This is a genomic window from Geothrix terrae, assembly GCF_022808775.1.
GTDB lineage: Bacteria > Acidobacteriota > Holophagae > Holophagales > Holophagaceae > Geothrix > Geothrix terrae.
The window spans coordinates 246,102-262,248 of record NZ_JAKZLA010000003.1 but is presented as its reverse complement, the minus strand read 5'-3'; the positions used below and the strand labels follow the sequence as shown (position 1 = coordinate 262,248).

Annotated in this window: 17 protein-coding genes and 1 tRNA gene; 7 read left to right on the top strand and 11 right to left on the bottom strand. The window is 69.6% G+C overall.

Annotated elements, in window-relative coordinates:
- The first annotated feature begins 74 nt into the window (after positions 1 to 74).
- A complete protein-coding gene (locus MLE42_RS07135; RefSeq protein ID WP_243287192.1) occupies positions 75 to 1,289 on the top strand; it encodes a DegT/DnrJ/EryC1/StrS family aminotransferase in 1,215 nt (404 codons plus the stop codon).
- A gap of 13 nt (positions 1,290 to 1,302) precedes the next feature.
- Here MLE42_RS07135 and MLE42_RS07130 read toward each other — a convergent pair whose 3' ends face one another.
- The 8 genes from MLE42_RS07130 to MLE42_RS07095 all read right to left on the bottom strand — a co-directional run bounded on the left by MLE42_RS07130 (position 1,303) and on the right by MLE42_RS07095 (position 8,611).
- The gene (locus tag MLE42_RS07130; RefSeq protein ID WP_243287191.1) at positions 1,303 to 2,772 is read right to left on the bottom strand and encodes an HAD-IG family 5'-nucleotidase; all 1,470 of its coding nucleotides are present in this window, start codon (positions 2,770 to 2,772) and stop codon (positions 1,303 to 1,305) included.
- Between the two features lie 29 nt (positions 2,773 to 2,801).
- Positions 2,802 to 4,142 carry an FAD-binding oxidoreductase gene (locus MLE42_RS07125; protein WP_243287190.1) on the bottom strand — a complete coding sequence of 447 codons (1,341 nt, stop codon included), beginning with the start codon at positions 4,140 to 4,142 and terminating at the stop codon, positions 2,802 to 2,804.
- Between the two features lie 12 nt (positions 4,143 to 4,154).
- Positions 4,155 to 4,859: a UMP kinase gene (gene pyrH / locus MLE42_RS07120; RefSeq protein WP_243287189.1), complete on the bottom strand. Its 705-nt coding sequence runs from the start codon at positions 4,857 to 4,859 to the stop codon at positions 4,155 to 4,157.
- Positions 4,860 to 4,939: 80 nt separating this feature from the next.
- Complete coding sequence (tsf, locus tag MLE42_RS07115; RefSeq protein WP_243287188.1) at positions 4,940 to 5,590, bottom strand: translation elongation factor Ts; 651 nt, start codon at positions 5,588 to 5,590, stop codon at positions 4,940 to 4,942.
- 88 nt (positions 5,591 to 5,678) lie between these two features.
- Positions 5,679 to 6,431: a 30S ribosomal protein S2 gene (gene rpsB, locus MLE42_RS07110; RefSeq protein WP_243287187.1), complete on the bottom strand. Its 753-nt coding sequence runs from the start codon at positions 6,429 to 6,431 to the stop codon at positions 5,679 to 5,681.
- A 153-nt stretch (positions 6,432 to 6,584) separates the two neighbouring features.
- Positions 6,585 to 6,977: a 30S ribosomal protein S9 gene (gene rpsI / locus MLE42_RS07105; protein ID WP_243287186.1), complete on the bottom strand. Its 393-nt coding sequence runs from the start codon at positions 6,975 to 6,977 to the stop codon at positions 6,585 to 6,587.
- 13 nt (positions 6,978 to 6,990) lie between these two features.
- Positions 6,991 to 7,425, bottom strand: a complete 435-nt coding sequence (rplM, locus tag MLE42_RS07100) for a 50S ribosomal protein L13 (RefSeq protein WP_243287185.1) — start codon at positions 7,423 to 7,425, stop codon at positions 6,991 to 6,993.
- 106 nt (positions 7,426 to 7,531) lie between these two features.
- The gene (locus MLE42_RS07095) at positions 7,532 to 8,611 is read right to left on the bottom strand and encodes a hypothetical protein (protein WP_243287184.1); all 1,080 of its coding nucleotides are present in this window, start codon (positions 8,609 to 8,611) and stop codon (positions 7,532 to 7,534) included.
- A 118-nt stretch (positions 8,612 to 8,729) separates the two neighbouring features.
- Between MLE42_RS07095 and MLE42_RS07090 the strand changes: the two genes are divergently transcribed.
- Complete coding sequence (locus MLE42_RS07090) at positions 8,730 to 9,455, top strand: DUF4190 domain-containing protein (RefSeq protein ID WP_243287183.1); 726 nt, start codon at positions 8,730 to 8,732, stop codon at positions 9,453 to 9,455.
- A 3-nt stretch (positions 9,456 to 9,458) separates the two neighbouring features.
- Here MLE42_RS07090 and MLE42_RS07085 read toward each other — a convergent pair whose 3' ends face one another.
- Together MLE42_RS07085 and MLE42_RS07080 are read right to left on the bottom strand one after the other, a co-directional pair.
- Entirely contained in the window at positions 9,459 to 10,040 is a 582-nt protein-coding gene (locus MLE42_RS07085; protein ID WP_243287182.1) for a gamma carbonic anhydrase family protein, read from the bottom strand.
- Positions 10,041 to 10,060: 20 nt separating this feature from the next.
- Positions 10,061 to 11,014: a YeiH family protein gene (locus MLE42_RS07080; protein ID WP_243287181.1), complete on the bottom strand. Its 954-nt coding sequence runs from the start codon at positions 11,012 to 11,014 to the stop codon at positions 10,061 to 10,063.
- 80 nt (positions 11,015 to 11,094) lie between these two features.
- Here MLE42_RS07080 and MLE42_RS07075 point away from each other — a divergent pair, with 80 nt between their 5' ends.
- The 5 genes from MLE42_RS07075 to MLE42_RS07055 all read left to right on the top strand — a co-directional run bounded on the left by MLE42_RS07075 (position 11,095) and on the right by MLE42_RS07055 (position 14,922).
- On the top strand, positions 11,095 to 12,018 hold the full coding sequence (locus tag MLE42_RS07075) for a LysR family transcriptional regulator (RefSeq protein ID WP_243287180.1): 924 nt from the start codon (positions 11,095 to 11,097) through the stop codon (positions 12,016 to 12,018).
- 8 nt (positions 12,019 to 12,026) lie between these two features.
- Entirely contained in the window at positions 12,027 to 13,241 is a 1,215-nt protein-coding gene (locus MLE42_RS07070; RefSeq protein ID WP_243287179.1) for a pyridoxal phosphate-dependent aminotransferase, read from the top strand.
- An 82-nt stretch (positions 13,242 to 13,323) separates the two neighbouring features.
- Positions 13,324 to 13,398, top strand: a tRNA-Val gene (locus tag MLE42_RS07065).
- A gap of 79 nt (positions 13,399 to 13,477) precedes the next feature.
- Entirely contained in the window at positions 13,478 to 14,044 is a 567-nt protein-coding gene (efp, locus tag MLE42_RS07060; protein WP_243287178.1) for an elongation factor P, read from the top strand.
- A 203-nt stretch (positions 14,045 to 14,247) separates the two neighbouring features.
- A complete protein-coding gene (locus tag MLE42_RS07055) occupies positions 14,248 to 14,922 on the top strand; it encodes a Crp/Fnr family transcriptional regulator (protein WP_243287177.1) in 675 nt (224 codons plus the stop codon).
- Positions 14,923 to 14,969: 47 nt separating this feature from the next.
- Here MLE42_RS07055 and MLE42_RS07050 read toward each other — a convergent pair whose 3' ends face one another.
- Entirely contained in the window at positions 14,970 to 16,094 is a 1,125-nt protein-coding gene (locus MLE42_RS07050; RefSeq protein ID WP_243287176.1) for a molybdopterin molybdotransferase MoeA, read from the bottom strand.
- Between the last annotated feature and the right edge of the window lie 53 nt (positions 16,095 to 16,147).

Here is a 16,147-nt window from a genome sequence, read left to right as displayed (position 1 = left end):
ACTGGCGGTCTGTGGTCGATCGCGGAGCTTCCCTCCGCGATGTGTGAAAATGATCGCTCGTGTACGGAGCATCCATGTCCTACGTCCGCCGCCTGCACTTCCTCCCCTTCACCCGCCCCATGGTCGGCGACGAGGAGATCGCGGAGATGATCGACACGATCCACAGCGGATGGATCACCACGGGGCCCAAGTCGGCGGCCTTCGAGGAGAAGCTGAAGGCCTACAACGGCGTGCCCCACTGCCTGGCCATGAACAGCGCCACCACGGCGCAGGAGATCACCATGCAGGTGCTGAACCTGCAGCCGGGCGACGAGGTGATCACTACTTCGCTGACCTGGGTGAGCACGCTCAGCACCGTGGTGCTGCAGGGTGGCGTGCCGGTGCTGGTGGACATCGACCCGGTGACGCTGAACCTCGATCCCGCGAAACTCGAGGCCGCCATCACGCCCCGCACGAAGGGCATCATCCCTGTGCACCTCACGGGCCTGCCGTGCCCCATGGACGCCATCTGGGCTATCGCCGAGAAGCACGGCCTCTGGGTCATCGAGGATGCCGCCCAGGCCATGGGCGCCCACTACAGGGGCACCAAGATCGGCGGCGATCCGCGATCGATCATGAGCGTCTACAGCTTCCACCCCAACAAGAACATGACCACGGGCGAGGGCGGCGCCATCGCCTTCTTCAACGACGAGTACGAGAGCCGCATCAAGCGCCTGCGTTTCCACGGCATCGACCGGGACGCATGGAAGCGCTTCGCCAAGGAGGGCAGCCCCCACACGGAGGTGTACGAGCCCGCCCGCAAAGCCAACTTCATGGACCTCCAGGCGGCCATGGGCCTGCACCAGATCGACAAGCTGGATGGCTTCAACGAGCGGCGCGGCGTGCTGTTCCACCGCTACCTGGAGCTGATGAAGGACATCGAGGAGGTGATGCTCCCCTGGCCCGGCGACGCCGATCACGGCCACTGCTTCCACCTCTTCGTGCTCCGCATCCACCCCGAGAAGATCGGCCTGGACCGCGATGCCTTCGTGGCGGCCCTCAAGGAGGAGAACATCGGCACGGGCATCCACTACCGTCCGGCCCACATCCACCCCTGGTACCGGGATTTCTACGCCGCGCACCCCCAGCACCTGCCCCAGGACGGCCTGCCGCACACCGAGTGGAGCGGCGAGCGCCTCATGAGCCTGCCCCTGTGGCCGGGCCTCAGCGAGGCCGATCAGGACCAGACCGTGGGCGCCATCAAGCACGTGATCGCCCAGGCCAGGGCCCGGAGCCGCGCCACGCGGTGAGCGGTCCTCCGGGTCAGCCCAGCCGCTCGTGGGGCAGGGTGGGCACCGGGGCGTACACCGTCATGTGGGGGTCGTACATGTAGAGGTTGGCCACGCGGCCGGTGTAGGCGCAGGCGAACTGCTGGAGCTGGTCCGCGAAGCGGGTCGGCTCGTCCCGGTCCCGGAACATGGGCCCCCAGGTGGGATTGAAGGCCGCTTCCACGGACTTCGTGAGGGTGTCCAGCTCGAGGCTGTGGATCTCGGCCCGCCGCTGGAGCGCCTCTGCGCTGCTGGCCAGGTGGGCGGCTTCATGGTCCAGGGCGACGGTGGCCTCGGCGCTGAGGCGGGGGCCCAGCACGTGCCGCCGCACCCGGTTGCGCTTCCACTGGTCCATGAGCACGGAGGCCCGGCGGAGCGTGCGGCGGCGGATGGTCTCCAGGCGGAGCATGTCCCGCATGTCGTGGTTCTTCGCCTCCAGCAGCTTGATCTCGTGCTCCAGCTCCGGCACCAGCAGCAGGGTCCGCCAGGAGGCGTTCTTCTTGGACCGGAGCACGTCGCCGTAGATGTGGTCGCCCACGTAGAGGATCTGCTCGCCCTCGGCCCCCAGCTGGGCCTCCAGCCAGGCGGCATGGCCACCGGTGAAGCAGCGGGGCTGCCCTTCGATGGCCGCGGGGAGCGGCGTGCCCAGGAAGAAATCCGGCTTCCGGCTGCTCACCACGATCAGGTCGAAGTAGTCGGTCCAGCGGGGCCGGGCTTCGTCCTGGCCGTCCAGCAGATGGCCCAGGACGCCCGCGGTGAAGCTCCACTCGCTGTTGGTCAGGAGGAAGAGCTTCTTCCCCTCGCGCTTGAGCCGATCCAGGGCCAAGGCGAGTTGGGGATCCCTCGGGATGAAGAAGTCGCGGTGTTCCAGGATCTCCCCCTTCATCTCCCCGTTCCGGTGGGCGGTGTCGATGGCCCAGCGCACGTCATGGAAGATCTGGAGGTAGTTCTCGGCCTTGAGGGTGCCCTGGTCGAAGCCGTCCACCATCCGGGCGTAGAGGTAGCCCTCGGGGATCTCGAACAAGGTGTCGAGGTTGCGGAAGCCCTTGGCGGAGGTGGATAGCCGGCGCCGGCCGTAGACGGCATCCAGCTCCGGCCGGGGCAGGATCCGGGTGCCGTGGCAGGCGCGGACCACCTGGCGCTCACGGTTGAGCTTGAGCACGTTGCCCCGCAGCCCGTCCAGCAGCAGGCCGCGTACGGCGAAGGCCGGGTCGTAGCCCATCTCCAGGAGCCACGGCGAGTAGCCGCGGTCCCGCGCCAGCAGGCGCACCGCCTTCTTGAAGGCCAGCTCGTCGATCTCCGGCGCCCGGTAGCGGGCCAGGGTGTGGTCCATGTCGAAGCCGATGGCCCTGATCTCGCCCAGAGGCAGGGTGCGCAGGGCGAAGAGCTTGTGCTCCGGCGGCAGCCGGTCCTCTCCGTCCAGCAGGGGCGGCGCGGCCAGCAGGTCGGGGTCCCAGGCGGTCATGGAGCGAGTCTACTCCCGGGGCCTCTCGATCAGATGACCTTGCCCGGATTGAAGAGGCCGCTGGGATCCAGGGCCCGCTTGAGGGCGCGGAGGGCCCGGATCTGCCCGGGATCGGACAGGGCCAGGAAGGCGTCCCGCTTGGCGAGGCCGATGCCGTGCTCCCCGCTGAGGGTCCCACCCAGGCTGAGGGCGAGGCGGAAGAGGTCCAGGAGCTGGCGCTCCAGCTGGGCCGGATCGGCGTCGCCGGCGCCCAGCAGGTTCACGTGCAGGTTGCCGTCGCCCAGGTGGCCGTAGGTCACGCTGGGAATGGCCAGGCGCTCCAGCCCCGCGAAGAACTCGCGCAGGCGGCTGCGGGGCACGACGATGTCCTCGCTCACCTTTCCAGGGTGGCGCTCCTTCAGGAAGGCGCTGGTCATGCGGCGCACGGCCCAGATGCCCGCCCGCTGGCGCGCGTCCGAGGCGATCTCCAGGTTCTCCGCCACCGGGCCCAGCAGGTCCATGAGGCCTTCGAGGAAGGCGGAGGACGTGCAGCCCCGGTCGTCGAACTCCAGGATGGCCAGGGCCTCACCCGGCAGGCGGCGCGCTTCCTCGGGGCCGTGAGCCCGCAGCTCCGCCAGCACGGCGGGATCGAAGAACTCGAAGGCGCTGGGCAGGTAGCCCGCGCCCACGAGGCGGCCCGGCAGATCGAGCAGGTCCTCCCAGCGCTTCACGGGCAGCAGCAGGGTGGCGTACTCCCGGGGCAGGGGGGTGAGACGCAGGGTGGCGCCCAGGATGAACCCGAAGATGCCCTCGCTGCCGATGAGCAGCTGGCCCAGGGCCGGGCCCGCATTGGCCTTCACGCTGTGGATGCCGAAGGTGTGCACCTCGCCGTCCTCCAGCAGCGCGTCCACGGACAGCACCCAGTGGCGGGTCATGCCGTACTTGCAGGCGTTGGGGCCGCCGGCGTTGGTGGCGAGGGTGCCGCCCAGGGCGCAGCTCTCCCAGGAGTTGGGGTCCGGCGGGTAGAAGAGGCCTGCGGCTGCGGCCGTCGCCTTCACCTCCCGCAGGGGGGCGCTGACGGGGGCGCTGAGGCAGAGATCCTGGGGCGACAGCCGCAGCTCGCCGCGCCAGGCTGAGAAATCCACCACGACGGCCCGGCCGCCCGCGGGCACGCAACCGCCCGCCTTGCCCGTGCCCGCGCCCCGGGGCACCAGCCCGAAGCCCTCGGCCTTGGCCAGACGCACCAGCTCCTTCAGGGCCGCGGGGCCCTTGGGCAGCACCACGGCCAGGGGCAGGCTCCCCCGCACGTGGGACTCATCCCGGCGATAGGGTTCCAGAGCCTCCGGATCCGCGAGGACCGTGGCATCGGGGAGATCCGGAAACCGGGTCATGGGCCTGGGGGATCAGGAGACCAGCGTGCCCACGGGCTCGCCCTGCACGGCGGCCACGAGGTTGCCGGGCTTGTTCATGTCGAAGACGAGGATGGGCAGCCTGTTTTCCATGCACAGGGCGATGGCGGAGGCGTCCATGACCCGCAGGCCCTTCTCCAGGACGTCCTGGAAGCAGATGCGGTCGAAGCGGGTGGCGGTGGGATCCTGCTTGGGGTCGGCGGTGTAGATGCCGTCCACGTTGGTGGCCTTCATCACCACCTCGGCGGCGATCTCGTTGCCGCGGAGGGCGGCGGCGGTGTCCGTGCTGAAGTAGGGGTTGCCGGTCCCGGCGCCGAAAATCACCACGCGGCCCTTCTCCAGGTGGCGGGTGGCCCGGCGGCGGATGTAGCTCTCGGCCACCTTGGGCATCTCCAGGCCGGACAGGGTGCGGGTGTTCACGCCCTTGTGCTCCAGGGCGTCCTGGAGGGCCAGGGCGTTGATCATGGTGGCCAGCATGCCCATGTGGTCGGCGGTGGTGCGGTCCATGCCCTTGGTGGCGCCCGCCACGCCGCGGAAGATGTTGCCGCCCCCGATGACGAGGCCCACCTCCACGCCCAGCTCCCGGATGGCCTTCACCTGGTCGGCGATCATGTTGACCACCGCGGGATCGATGCCGTACTTCTGCTCGCCCATGAGGGCTTCGCCGGAGAGTTTGAGGAGGATGCGCTTGAACTTCATGGGGACTCCGATCCGGGTGGGGGCGCAGCTACAAAAGGGGCGGCCGGAACGGCCGCCCCTTTTGTAGCAGGAAAAGGAACCTACTTGGCGGCGGCGACTTCGGCGGCGAAGTTCTCGCTGCGCTTCTCGAGGCCCTCGCCCATGATGTACTTCGTGAAGCGGCGGACGCTGAGCTTCTCGCCGATCTCGGCGGTCTTCTGGGACAGGTACTGCTGCACGGTGAGGTCGGGGTTCATGATGAAGGGCTGCTCCAGGAGGCAGACCTCCTTGAAGATGCTGTTCATCTTGCCCTCGACGATCTTCTCGACGATGTTCTGGGGCTTGCCGGTGGCCAGGGCCTGCTCGGTGGCGATGCGCTTCTCGGTGTCGAGGAAGTCCTGGGTGACCTCCTCCTTGGTGACGAAGCGGGGCGCGGGATCGGCGGCCGCGATGTGCATCGCGATCTCCTTCACCAGGCGCTGGAAGGCCTCGTTGCGGGCCACGAAGTCGGTCTCGGAGTTCACTTCGACCAGCACGCCCACGCGGCCGCCGGGATGGATGTAGGCCTCCACGATGCCTTCGGCGGCGATGCGGTCGGCTTTCTTGGCGGAGGCGGCCAAGCCCTTCTTGCGCAGCCACTCGATGGCCTGCTCCATGTCGCCGTTGTTCTCTTCCAGGGCCTTCTTGCAGTCCATCATGCCGAGGCCGGTCTTCTCGCGCAGCGTCTTCACATCATTGGCGGTGAATGCCATGGGATCTCCTGAAATCGGGTGGGGTCTTCAGACCATCAGCCATCAGCGGGCGGACCCTCTGATGGCTGACGAATGGGGCGGAGAGGGACTAGCCCTCGACTTCCATCTTTTCGGCCATCATCTTCTTCATCTCGTCGCTGTCGCCCTTGTCGCGGAAGGACTGGCGGCCCTCGAGGATGGAGTCGGCCACGCGCTCGGAGAAGAGCAGGATGGAGCGGATGGCGTCGTCATTGGCGGGGATCACGTAATCGACCATGTCGGGGTCGCAGTTGGTGTCCACGATGCCCACCACCTTGATGCCCAGCTTCTTGGCTTCGGTGACGGCGATGTCCTCGCGATGGGGATCGATGACGAAGAGCACGTCGGGCAGCGAGCGCATGTCGCGGATGCCGTGGAAGGAGGCCTCCAGCTTGAGGCGCTGCCGGTCGAGGTTCAGCAGCTCCTTCTTGGAGAGCATGGCCGTGCGGGCGGGATCCGCCAGGGTGGCTTCGATCTCGCGGAACTTCTCGAGGCTCTTCTTGATGGTGGCGAAGTTGGTCAGCATGCCGCCCAGCCAGCGGTTGTTGACGTAGAAGGCGCCGCAGCGGGCGGCCTGCTCGGCGATGAGCTCCTGGGCCTGGGGCTTGGTGGCCACGAAGAGGAAGTTCTTCCCCTCGCTGGCGGCCTTGGTCAGGAAGTTCGCGGCGGAGTTCCAGAGGCGCAGGGTCTTCTGGAGGTCGATGATGTAGATGCTGTTGCGGGCCCCGAAGATGTACTTCTTCATCTTGGGGTTCCAGCGCTTGGTCTGGTGCCCGAAGTGGGCACCGGCCTCGAGGAGTTCCTTCATCTGGATGGCAGCCATGCTGGCCTCCCTGGTCAAGCGGCGGAATGGGTGAAGGCGCCGCGGGTGGGATGAAAGGCTCGGGGTTGGATCCCTTCGCCCGAATCGCCCACGGCATCCCGTGGACCGGAAAAACGGAAGGGGGACCCGAAGATCCCCCTTCCAGAGAAACGACTAGCGCTTGCTGAACTGGAAGCGGCGACGGGCGGCCTTGCGACCGGGCTTCTTGCGCTCCTTCATGCGGGGATCGCGGGTCAGGAGACCAGCGCCTCGCAGGAGGGACTTCAGCTGCTCGTTGTAGCCCAGTAGGGCGCGGGAGATGCCCATGCGGATGGCCGAGGCCTGGCCGGCGGGGCCGCCGCCGACGACGCTGATGACCATGTCGAACTTGCCGTCGAGGTCGGCCAGCACCAGGGGCTGGTGGACCATCATGCGGAGCACGGCGTTCGGGAAGTAGCTCTCGAGGCTGCGGCCGTTGACGGTGATCTTGCCGGTGCCGGGGCGGAGGAAGGCGCGGGCGGCCGCGCTCTTGCGGCGACCGGTTCCGTAGTTCTGGGAAATGGCCATGGGGTCCTCGCCTCTACTTCTGGATGGTCAGGATCTGGGGCTGCTGGGCGGCCTGCTCGTGCTCGGGGCCGGCATAGACCTTCAGCTTGCGGTACATCGCCCGGCCGAGGGGGCCCTTGGGCAGCATGCCCTTGACCGCGCTCTCGATGATGCGCTCGGGGTAGGTGGCCTTCATCACCTCGGCCTTGACTTCCTTCATGGAGCCAGGCTGGGTGGTGGTGCGGCGATAGAACTTCTGCACGCCCTTCTTGCCGGTCAGGACGGCCTTCTCGGCGTTGATGACGACGACATGGTCGCCGGTGTCGAGGAAGGGGGTCCAGGTCGGCTTGTTCTTGCCGGAGAGGACATCCGCCACGGCGGTGCTCAGGCGGCCCACGGGAATGCCGGTGGCATCCACCAGGAACCACTGGCGCTTCAGATCATCGGCTTTCGGGAAGTACGTGCTCATGGCCTGCTCCGGGATCACATCGGGCTGCGAAGACACCACCCTACGGGCGGCGAGTCCACAGAAGGGAAAGCTTATCGTTGGAGGCCGGTGGGGTCAAGCCGGGATTTCAGCCCTGGGGCGCGGCCAACCGCCACAGCTCCTGCGCGATGCGCGAGGCGCCCAGGCCGTCCACCAGGGCCATGCCGTCGCGCACCTGCTCCTGGCGGTTGTCCTGGCCCTCGGGACCCAGCCATTGCGTCAGGGCTTCCCGCACGATGCCGAGGTCGGCCTCGGGGCCCACGCCCAGGTCGAAGCAGCCGTTCGCCATGGCCAGATCCGCCAGGATGCCGTGCTGCCGGTCGTTCTGGCCCCAGACCGTGGCGGGGACGCCCATGCAGAGGGCCTCGGCCAGTGTCACGCCGGCGGAGCACCAGATGGCGTCGTGGTCCTGGATGCGCCGGGTGAGGGCCGGCAGGCTCCTGGCCACGGTGCAGCCCGGGAAGGGGTCGCCCTGGATGCCGTTGGGGGCCAGCAGCGTGCAGGCGCCATGCCAGCGGTCCTCGGAGGCCAGCCTGGCCAGGGTGTCGAAGGCCTTCTGCGCCAGGTTGGGGCCGTCGCTGCCGCCGAAGGTGACCAGCAGCTTGTGGACGGCCAGAGGCTGGAGGGGCACCCGCTTGGGACGCAGCTCCAGCGCGGCCTTGTCCACCACGATGAAGTTGGCGCCGCGCACCACGCGGCAGGCGCCGGACGTGGTCTCGTAGGGCCGGACCTTGCGCCCGTCCACCACCTTCACGGGGTGGTCCGGCCAGCGGACGCCCTCCAGGAAGGGCTGGAAGAGCAGGTCCGCCACCTCATGGGCGTCCGTGTCGTCCTCCATGACGGCCACCCTCAGGGGGCGCAGGGCCTGGAGGAACTCGGTGCTGGTATCCCACTGGTCCACGAGCGCCACGGCGGCGCGGGCCTTCAGCTCCGCCGGCAGGGGCGCGTGGATCGCCTCGCCCAGGTAGATCGCCTCGCAGGGCAGGGCCTGATCCAGGAAGGGGTGCCGGCCGCCGCCCACCCGGCGGGCGCGATCATCCCCCGAGGCGGCGATGCAGGCCGTGCCGCCGAGGGCGCGCCAAGCCTCCTGCAGGGCGAGGGCGCGGGCCACGTGCCCCAGCCCGAGGCGCAGATCGGCGTGGACGCGGAGGATCAGCAGGGGGGACATGATCCCGAGAGTCTAGCCCAGCCTGTCAATCGGCGGGAGGGACGATCTTCCGGAACGCTCCGCCTTCTGGGAAGCCCCGTCTTCTGGGAAGCTGGATGCATCCCCATTGGAGATGCCCATGTCCGACGCCTCCCCGACGTCCACCCCCGTTCCGGCCCCCGGCGCCCAGGCCGCCAAGGTCTGCGGCATCCTCTCCATCGTCTTCGCCCTCACCTGCGTGGGCCTCCCCGTGGCGCTCGTCCTGGGCATCGTGGCCCTGGTGCAGCAGGCCAAGGCGAAGCGCCTGGCGAAGGCGGACCCCCGGAGCTACGCGCCCGTCCCCTCCACGGGCCTGGTCACCGGTATCATCGGCCTCGTGCTGGCCGCGCTGATGCTCCCCGTCATGGGCATCGCGACCGCCATCGCCATCCCCTCCGTGATGCTCCAGCGGGAGCTGGCCCGGGAAGCGGCCGTCCAGCACCACCTCGACCAGGCGAGGGCCAAGGCCGAAGCCGCCGTCCTGGCCTGGCAGGCCCGGAACCCCGGCCAGCCCGTGCCCCAGGACACCCTCATCCGGGACCTCCTCCGGGACCCGGAGCTGGCGGCCCTGAAGAATCCCTTCGATCCCAAGAGCCCAGCCTTTCTGGGCGGCGAGACCGGCCCCGGCGGCGCGGTGATGATCCATCCGGATCGCAGCGAGGAAGGGGGCGTCACCACCTGGTCCGTGAAGTTCCGGGCTGAGATCCCGCGACGGAACGAGCAGCGCGTGCTGACGGCCGAGGTCGTCACCCACGCCCAGGAGCAGGTGCAAGGGCGCACCGAGGATGGCTGGGAGGTGGTGAACCCGCCGGCGGCCCAGAACTGAGGGTCAAGGAAAGGGGTGGCCCTCGGCGAATCCCGGCCGGGGGACGGAGATCGACGGAGCCTCCGCCACGGGCCAGCCGTCGGCGAAGTAGGCCTCCTTGTACCGCACGTAGCGGGTCCAGACGCTGGCCACGAGCTCGCGCTGCTTCTCGCTGAGGGGACCCTTCACCCTGGCGGGCCAGCCGGCCACCAGGCTGTGGGGGGGCGCCTGGAGGCCCTCGCGCACGAGGCTGCCCGCGGCCACGAGGCAGCCTTCGCCGATCTCGGCGCCGTCCATGATCGTCGTGCTCATGCCGATGAGGGCGCCCTTCCGGATGGTGCAGCCGTGCAGCATCACGTTGTGGGCGATGCTCACCTCATCCTCGATGAGCAGGGGCCACTTCCCATTGGTGACGTGCAGGCAGCAGGCATCCTGGATGTTGGTGCGGGCGCCGATGCGGATCCAGTTCACGTCGCCGCGGATGGCGCAGTTGAACCAGATGCTGGCGTCGTCGCCGATGGCCACATCGCCCAGCACCAGCGCGCTGTCCGCCAGGAACACGCGCGAGCCGAGCTTGGGAACCATGCCTTGGAAGGGGCGGATCATGCGGCCTCCAGAGGCTGAGTCTAGCCGACCGTCAGCAGGCCCAGTTTCACCGCGCCCAGGCCCAGGGATCCCACGATCAGCCAGAGGGCCAGTCCCTGGAGGAAGGGGCGCAGGCCCACGCCGCGCAAGGCCTCGCGGCTGAGGCCGGCGCCGATGAGGAAGAGGGTGAGCACCAGGACGCGCCGGGCGGCCGCGGCCACCAGGTGGCCCGGCACCTGGAGGGCGGGCACGAAGGTGACGAGGGCCGCCATGGCCAGGAAGCCGGCGATGAACCAGGGCTTCTTCACCGGCGCGGCGTCGGCGGAGGCCGGTTCGCGCCGGGACATGACCCAGCCGATGCCGAAGGTGAGCGGCACGATCCACAGGGCCCGGGCCAGCTTCACGGTGGTGGCCACCTCCAGGGCCCTGGGGCCGTAGGCGAGCCCGGCGCCCACCACGGAGCTGGTGTCGTGGATGGCCAGGGCCGACCAGAGGCCGAAGGCGTCCTGGCCCAGCCCGGCGGCGTGGCCCAGGGGGGGGAAGATCACCAGGGCCGCAGCGTTGAGCAGGAAGACCGTGGCCAGGGCCACGGAGATGCCGTGGTCCTTGGCGCGGATCACCGGGGCGACCGCGGCGATGGCGCTGCCGCCGCAGATGGCGGTGCCCACGGAGATCAGCAGGCCGGCTTCGCGATCCACCTTCAGCGTCCGCGCCAGCCAGAGGCCCAGGGCGAGCACGAGCACGAGGCTCAGGGCCGTGTAGCCGAGCCCGTGCAGGCCCGCCTTGGCCACCGCCCGCAGGTTCATGTCCGCGCCCAGCCCGATGACGGCCAGGGGCAGCAGCCGGTGGGTCCATCGGCGGGTGAGGCTGGCGGCCGGATTGCCCAGGGTGAGGGCCAGCGCGGCGCCACCCACCAGGGCCGCCGCGGCGGGGGTGAAGGGAGCCAGGGCCAGGAGGGCGCCGAGGGGAAGGAGGAGGGAGGCGAGGCGCTTCATGGACATCGAAGATAGGTTGATTCGATCCGAAAAAATAATAGTCATAATGAATGACTCATCAGAAAAATGGATGGATTCCGATGCGTGATGACCTCGATCCCCGCCGCCTGGAGACGTTCCGGGTCGTGGCCCAGGCGGGCCGGATCTCCGCGGCCGCCAACCTCCTGAACCTGTCACAGCCGGCCGTGACGGCCCAGATCCGGCAGCTGGAGTCGGATCTGGGCCGCCCCCTCTTCACCCGCCACGCCTCCGGAGTGCAGCTCACCGGGACGGGCCGCCTCCTGCTGGATTGCGCCCGGCGGGTCCATCGCCTGCTGGAAGAGGCGGTGGAGCGGCTTCAGGCGGAGGAGCAGCCCACCGGGGAGTTGCGTCTGGGCGCGAGCACCACCGCCGCCGCCTACATCCTGCCCCCGGTGCTCCAGGCCTTCGCCGCCAGCCACCGGCCCGCGCCGCTGGTCCTGGAGGTGGGCAACACGGACGAGGTGCTGGCCTGGGTGCGGGAAGGGCGCGTTCCCCTGGCCCTGGTGGAGGGGCTCACGCGGGCCCCGGGGCTGTCCCTGCAGCCCTACCTGAAGGACGAGCTGGTGGCCGTCCGGGCGGCCCGGGCGCCGGATCCGCTGAAGGCCGTGCGCACGGCGGCGGACCTGGCCGGGGTCCCGCTCGTCTGGCGCGAGCCGGGCTCGGGCACGCGGGTGGTGGTGGAACGCGTCCTGCGGAGGACCCGGCGGATCCAGGGCCCCCGGGCCACGGACCTGGTGGTGGGGGATACCGAGGCCATCAAGTCCTGCGTCCTGCTGGGGCTCGGCATCGGCTTCCTGTCGCGCTGGAGCATCCAGCGGGAGCTGCAGCGGGGGACCCTGGAGCTGATCCCCCTCCCGGACCTGAGCATCCCCCGGACTTTTTCATGGGCCCAAGTCGGCGGGGGGCTCGCGGGCCAGCCTGCGGCCTTCCTGCGCCATGCCCTGGCGCATCCTCCCGCGCCGTCCGGGGGGCTGGGACGGTAGGCTAGAGCATGACCGAGCAGCTCATCCCCACCCGGCGCGACTTCCCCGCGGACGATCCCATCTTCGCCTTGAACACCGAGGCCCAGGCCCGGAAGGCGGCGGGCGAATCCATCCTCAACGCCACCGTGGGCGTCCTGCTGGACGAGGCCGGGCAGCTGGTGGTGCACGAGACGGTGATGGACCTCTGGCGGGAGCTGGGCGCCATGGACGTGGCCCCCTACGCGCCCATCGCCGGGGATCCGGCCTTCCTGAAGGCCCTGGTGCAGCGCCACTGGCCCGCCCTGGATGGCGCGGGCGCGGCCTGTGCCACACCCGGCGGCAGCGGGGCCCTTTCCCTCTCCCTGCGGAACTTCCTCGAGCCAGGCCAGGCGCTCCTCACCACGGCGCCCTACTGGGGCCCCTACGCCACCATGGCGGGCGAGAACGGCATGCGGGTGGAGACGGCCCCCTGGCCGGCGGCGGGACAGGCGCTGGACGCGGCGGCCTGGGACCGGGCGCTGAGGGCCCAGATGAAGGCGCAGGGCCGGGTCATGGTCTGGCTCAACGATCCCTGCCACAACCCCTCGGGTCGCAGCCTCTCCGCGGCGGATCGCGCGACGCTCGCGGGCCTGCTGCGGGACGCGTCGGTCCTGGGGCCCGTCACCCTGATCCTGGATCTGGCTTATCTGGACTACACCTGCGAGCCCGAGGCCGTGACCGCGGCCCTGAGGGACTATGCGGCCCTGGGGGCCGGAGGCCGGGTGCTGGTGGGGGCCGCCATGTCCCTCTCCAAAGCCATGACGCTCTATGGGGGCCGCGGCGGGGCCCTGGCCTTCCCCTGGTGTGACGATCCCGCCCTTCAGGCGGCCCTCACCCAGGCCTGCCGGGGCACCTGGTCCAACTGCGCCCGCGCCCCTCAGGCCCTGCTCCTGCGCCTCGCGCGGGACGGCAAGGCCCAGGCGCGGCTGGCGGCGGAGCACCGCCACTGGTCCGAGGTGTTGGCCGCCCGGGCCCTGGCTTTGGATGAGGCTCTGGAGGCCGAAGGCATGGCGGCCTTCCGCTGGAGCGGAGGGTTCTTCGTCACGGCCCCCGCGGCGGATCCGGAGGCGGCTTGTGGGGCCCTGAAGGCCGAGGGCGTGTTCACGGTTCCGCTGCCGGAAGGACTGCGCGTGGGCCTGTGCTCCATGCGGAGGGACGAGGCCTCCCGGCTCGCCCGCGCGCTGCGGAAGGTGGCTGTCCGCTGATCTCCCCGGCCACGCAGACGTGGCCTGGGATCCGACGTCGGGCTTGGAAACGGACGGATCCTGGGTTATCCTGGTCGACCGCGGGCGTATAACTCAGCGGTAGAGTGCTACCTTCACACGGTAGAAGTCCCAGGTTCGAATCCTGGTACGCCCACCAAAAACCCCTCGCCGGGGTCCCGGCGAGGGGTTTTTGAGCGGAAGTCCGAACCCGTCTTTCCTCCCTCACGGAGTCCCCCATGCCCTTCATCAACGCCACCCAGGTCCGCGCCGGGATGATCGTCAACTTCGAGAACGAGCTCTGCCGCGTCATCAGCGTCGAGCACCAGACGCCCGGCAACCTGCCGGCCCGCGTGGTGGTGAAGATGAAGCGCCTGAAGGACGGCATCAACCGCGAGAACCGCTTCGGCAGCGCCGACAAGGTGGACAAGGCCAGCCTCGAGCAGCACATGCTCGAGTACCTCTACGAGGACGGCGACCACCTCGTCTTCATGAACAACGAGACCTACGAGCAGATGGACGTGAGCAAGGAGCTCCTGGGCGACGACCTGGTCTTCCTCGAGCCCAACATGCAGGTGGAGATCGAGTTCTACGAAGGCCAGCCCATGGGCGCCACCCTGCCGGCCAGCGTGGTGCTGGAGATCGTCGAGACCGATCCCGTCATGAAGAACGCCAATGCCACCGGCTCCTACAAGCCCGCCAAGCTGAACAACGGCATCACCGTGGGCGTGCCGCCCTACATGGAAGCCGGCCAAAAGATCCGCGTGAACACGGTGGACCGCACCTTCATGGAGCGGGTGAAGTAGACGCATTCTCATCGACTGGGTTTGTTCGGCACACCCAAGGCCCCGGTAGGCAGATGCCGCCGGGGCCTTGTTCTATGTGAATTTGGCCAGACGAAATTCCAACCTCGCGGTAAAGTACTGGTCGTTCGGTTCCCGTCTACGTGACCAGGATCACAATCCGATGGAAATGTGCGATAACTGACCTAGCGCCTTGGTGGAGCCCCATGCCTCAAGCAGTCCTCAACCTGAGAAGGATCGAGTTCCTGGCGGGGCTGCCCATGAATGCTGCCGAGGAACTGGCCAGCATCGCGGAGATGCGGCGGTTCCCCGACGGCGCCCGGGTCTACACCCAGGGCGACCAGGTTCCGGGCGTCTATGTGGTGGTGAAGGGCGGCCTCAAGGTCTTCCGCACGGACGGGCGCGGCCGGGTCCAGGTGCTCCAGTTCCTCAAGGTCGGGGACTGCGTGGGTGAGGTGGCCGTGTTCGACGGCGCCTCCATCGCCTCCAGCGCCGAGTCCCACGGCGAGACCGAGTGCTGGCTGATCCCCTCCGCACCGCTGCGCCAGATCGTCCACCGCCATCCCGAAGTGGCGGAGATGCTCATCCACCACTTCGCCGCCAAGGTGCGCCACCTGGTGACCCTGGTGGAGACCCTCAGCCTGCACAGCGTGCCCGAGCGCGTGGCCCAGCTGCTGCTGGAGGCCCACGAGTCCCATCCCATGCGCTCCCTCGTGGAGTTCCAGGAGACCCAGGAGGACCTGGCCCAGTGCATCGGCGCGAGCCGCGAGGCCTTCAGCCGAGCCCTGCGTCTGCTGACCGACCTGGGCCTCATCCAGAGCACCTTCCCCGTGGTGCGGATCCTGGACCTGGGGAAGCTGCAGCGGTACGCGAAGGGCTGAGGGGCAGCTATCAGCTGCCGGTTCTCAGCTCTCATCTGGCAGCGGGACTATAGAACCGTCAGGTAGCGGACCTTGGCTCCCGGCTCCTCGCCGGGGGCCTCGATCCACGCGAAGGCGTCGGCCCGGGCGAGGGTGACGAGGTCGGCGGAGCCCTTGCCGGGCAGGGGGTGGAGCTGGCCCTCCGCGAGGCGGCAGGGGTGCAGCAGGGGGCGGTCCCCCTTGTGGCGCACCGCGGCGGCCAGCCGGGCGCGGCGCCAGGGATCGGGCAGGGCGCGGCCCTCCAGCCTCGCCAGTGCCACGGGCAGGAACAGCAGGGCGTTGAGGTAGGCGGACACGGGATTGCCCGGCAGGCCGAGCACCAGCAGGTCGCCGAGCTGGGCCGCCAGCATGGGCTTGCCGGGCTTGAGGCGGATCTTGTGGAAGAGGATCGTCGCGCCCAGGTCCTTCAGCACGGAGGGCAGGTGATCGTGCTCGCCCATGCTCACGCCGCCGGAAGTCAGCAGGATGCGGGCGTCGCCGGGGCTCCGCAGGGCCGCGGCCAGGGCCCCGGGATCGTCGGGCAGGGCGGGGCGCCGCTCGACGTCGGCCCCCAGGGCGTGAGCCAGAGCGGCCAGCATGGGGCCGTTGGAATCCCGGATCTGGTGGGGCCGGGGATCGGCCACCAGCTCGTCGCCGGTGGACGCCACGGCCACGCGGATGCGGGCCGGGAGCGGGACGGGCTGGCCCACCCAGGCCCGCAGGGCCCGGCGGGCCACGTTGAGGGGCTGGTCCGCGGGCAGCAGGAGGTCCCCGGCGTGGGCCTGGCCCCCCTTCCGGCGCACGTGGCCGCCGGGCTCGGGATCCGACAGGGGGTGGATGAGGCCCTCCGCTTCGCGCAGCTCCTCGACCGGCACGATGGCATCGGCCCCCGCGGGCAGGGCGGCGCCGGTCATGATGCGCACGGCGGTGCCGGGCATGACGGTGAAGGCCCCGGGGTCATCGCCGGCGTAGAGGGTGCCCAGGAGGCGGCGCGGGCCGCGGCCTTCCTCCGAGCGCAGCGCGACGCCATCCATGGCCGCCAGGTCCGCGGCGGGATCGTCCCGGTCCGCTCGGACTTCGGGGAAGGAGGGCGAGGGCAGGGCCGCCACGAGACGGGCGAGGGCTTCATCGAGGGGCAGCAGGAGGTCGGCCATCCTGAAATCCTGTCATAGGTTCCGGAGCCCGGCCTACGATAGGCGAAAGGATC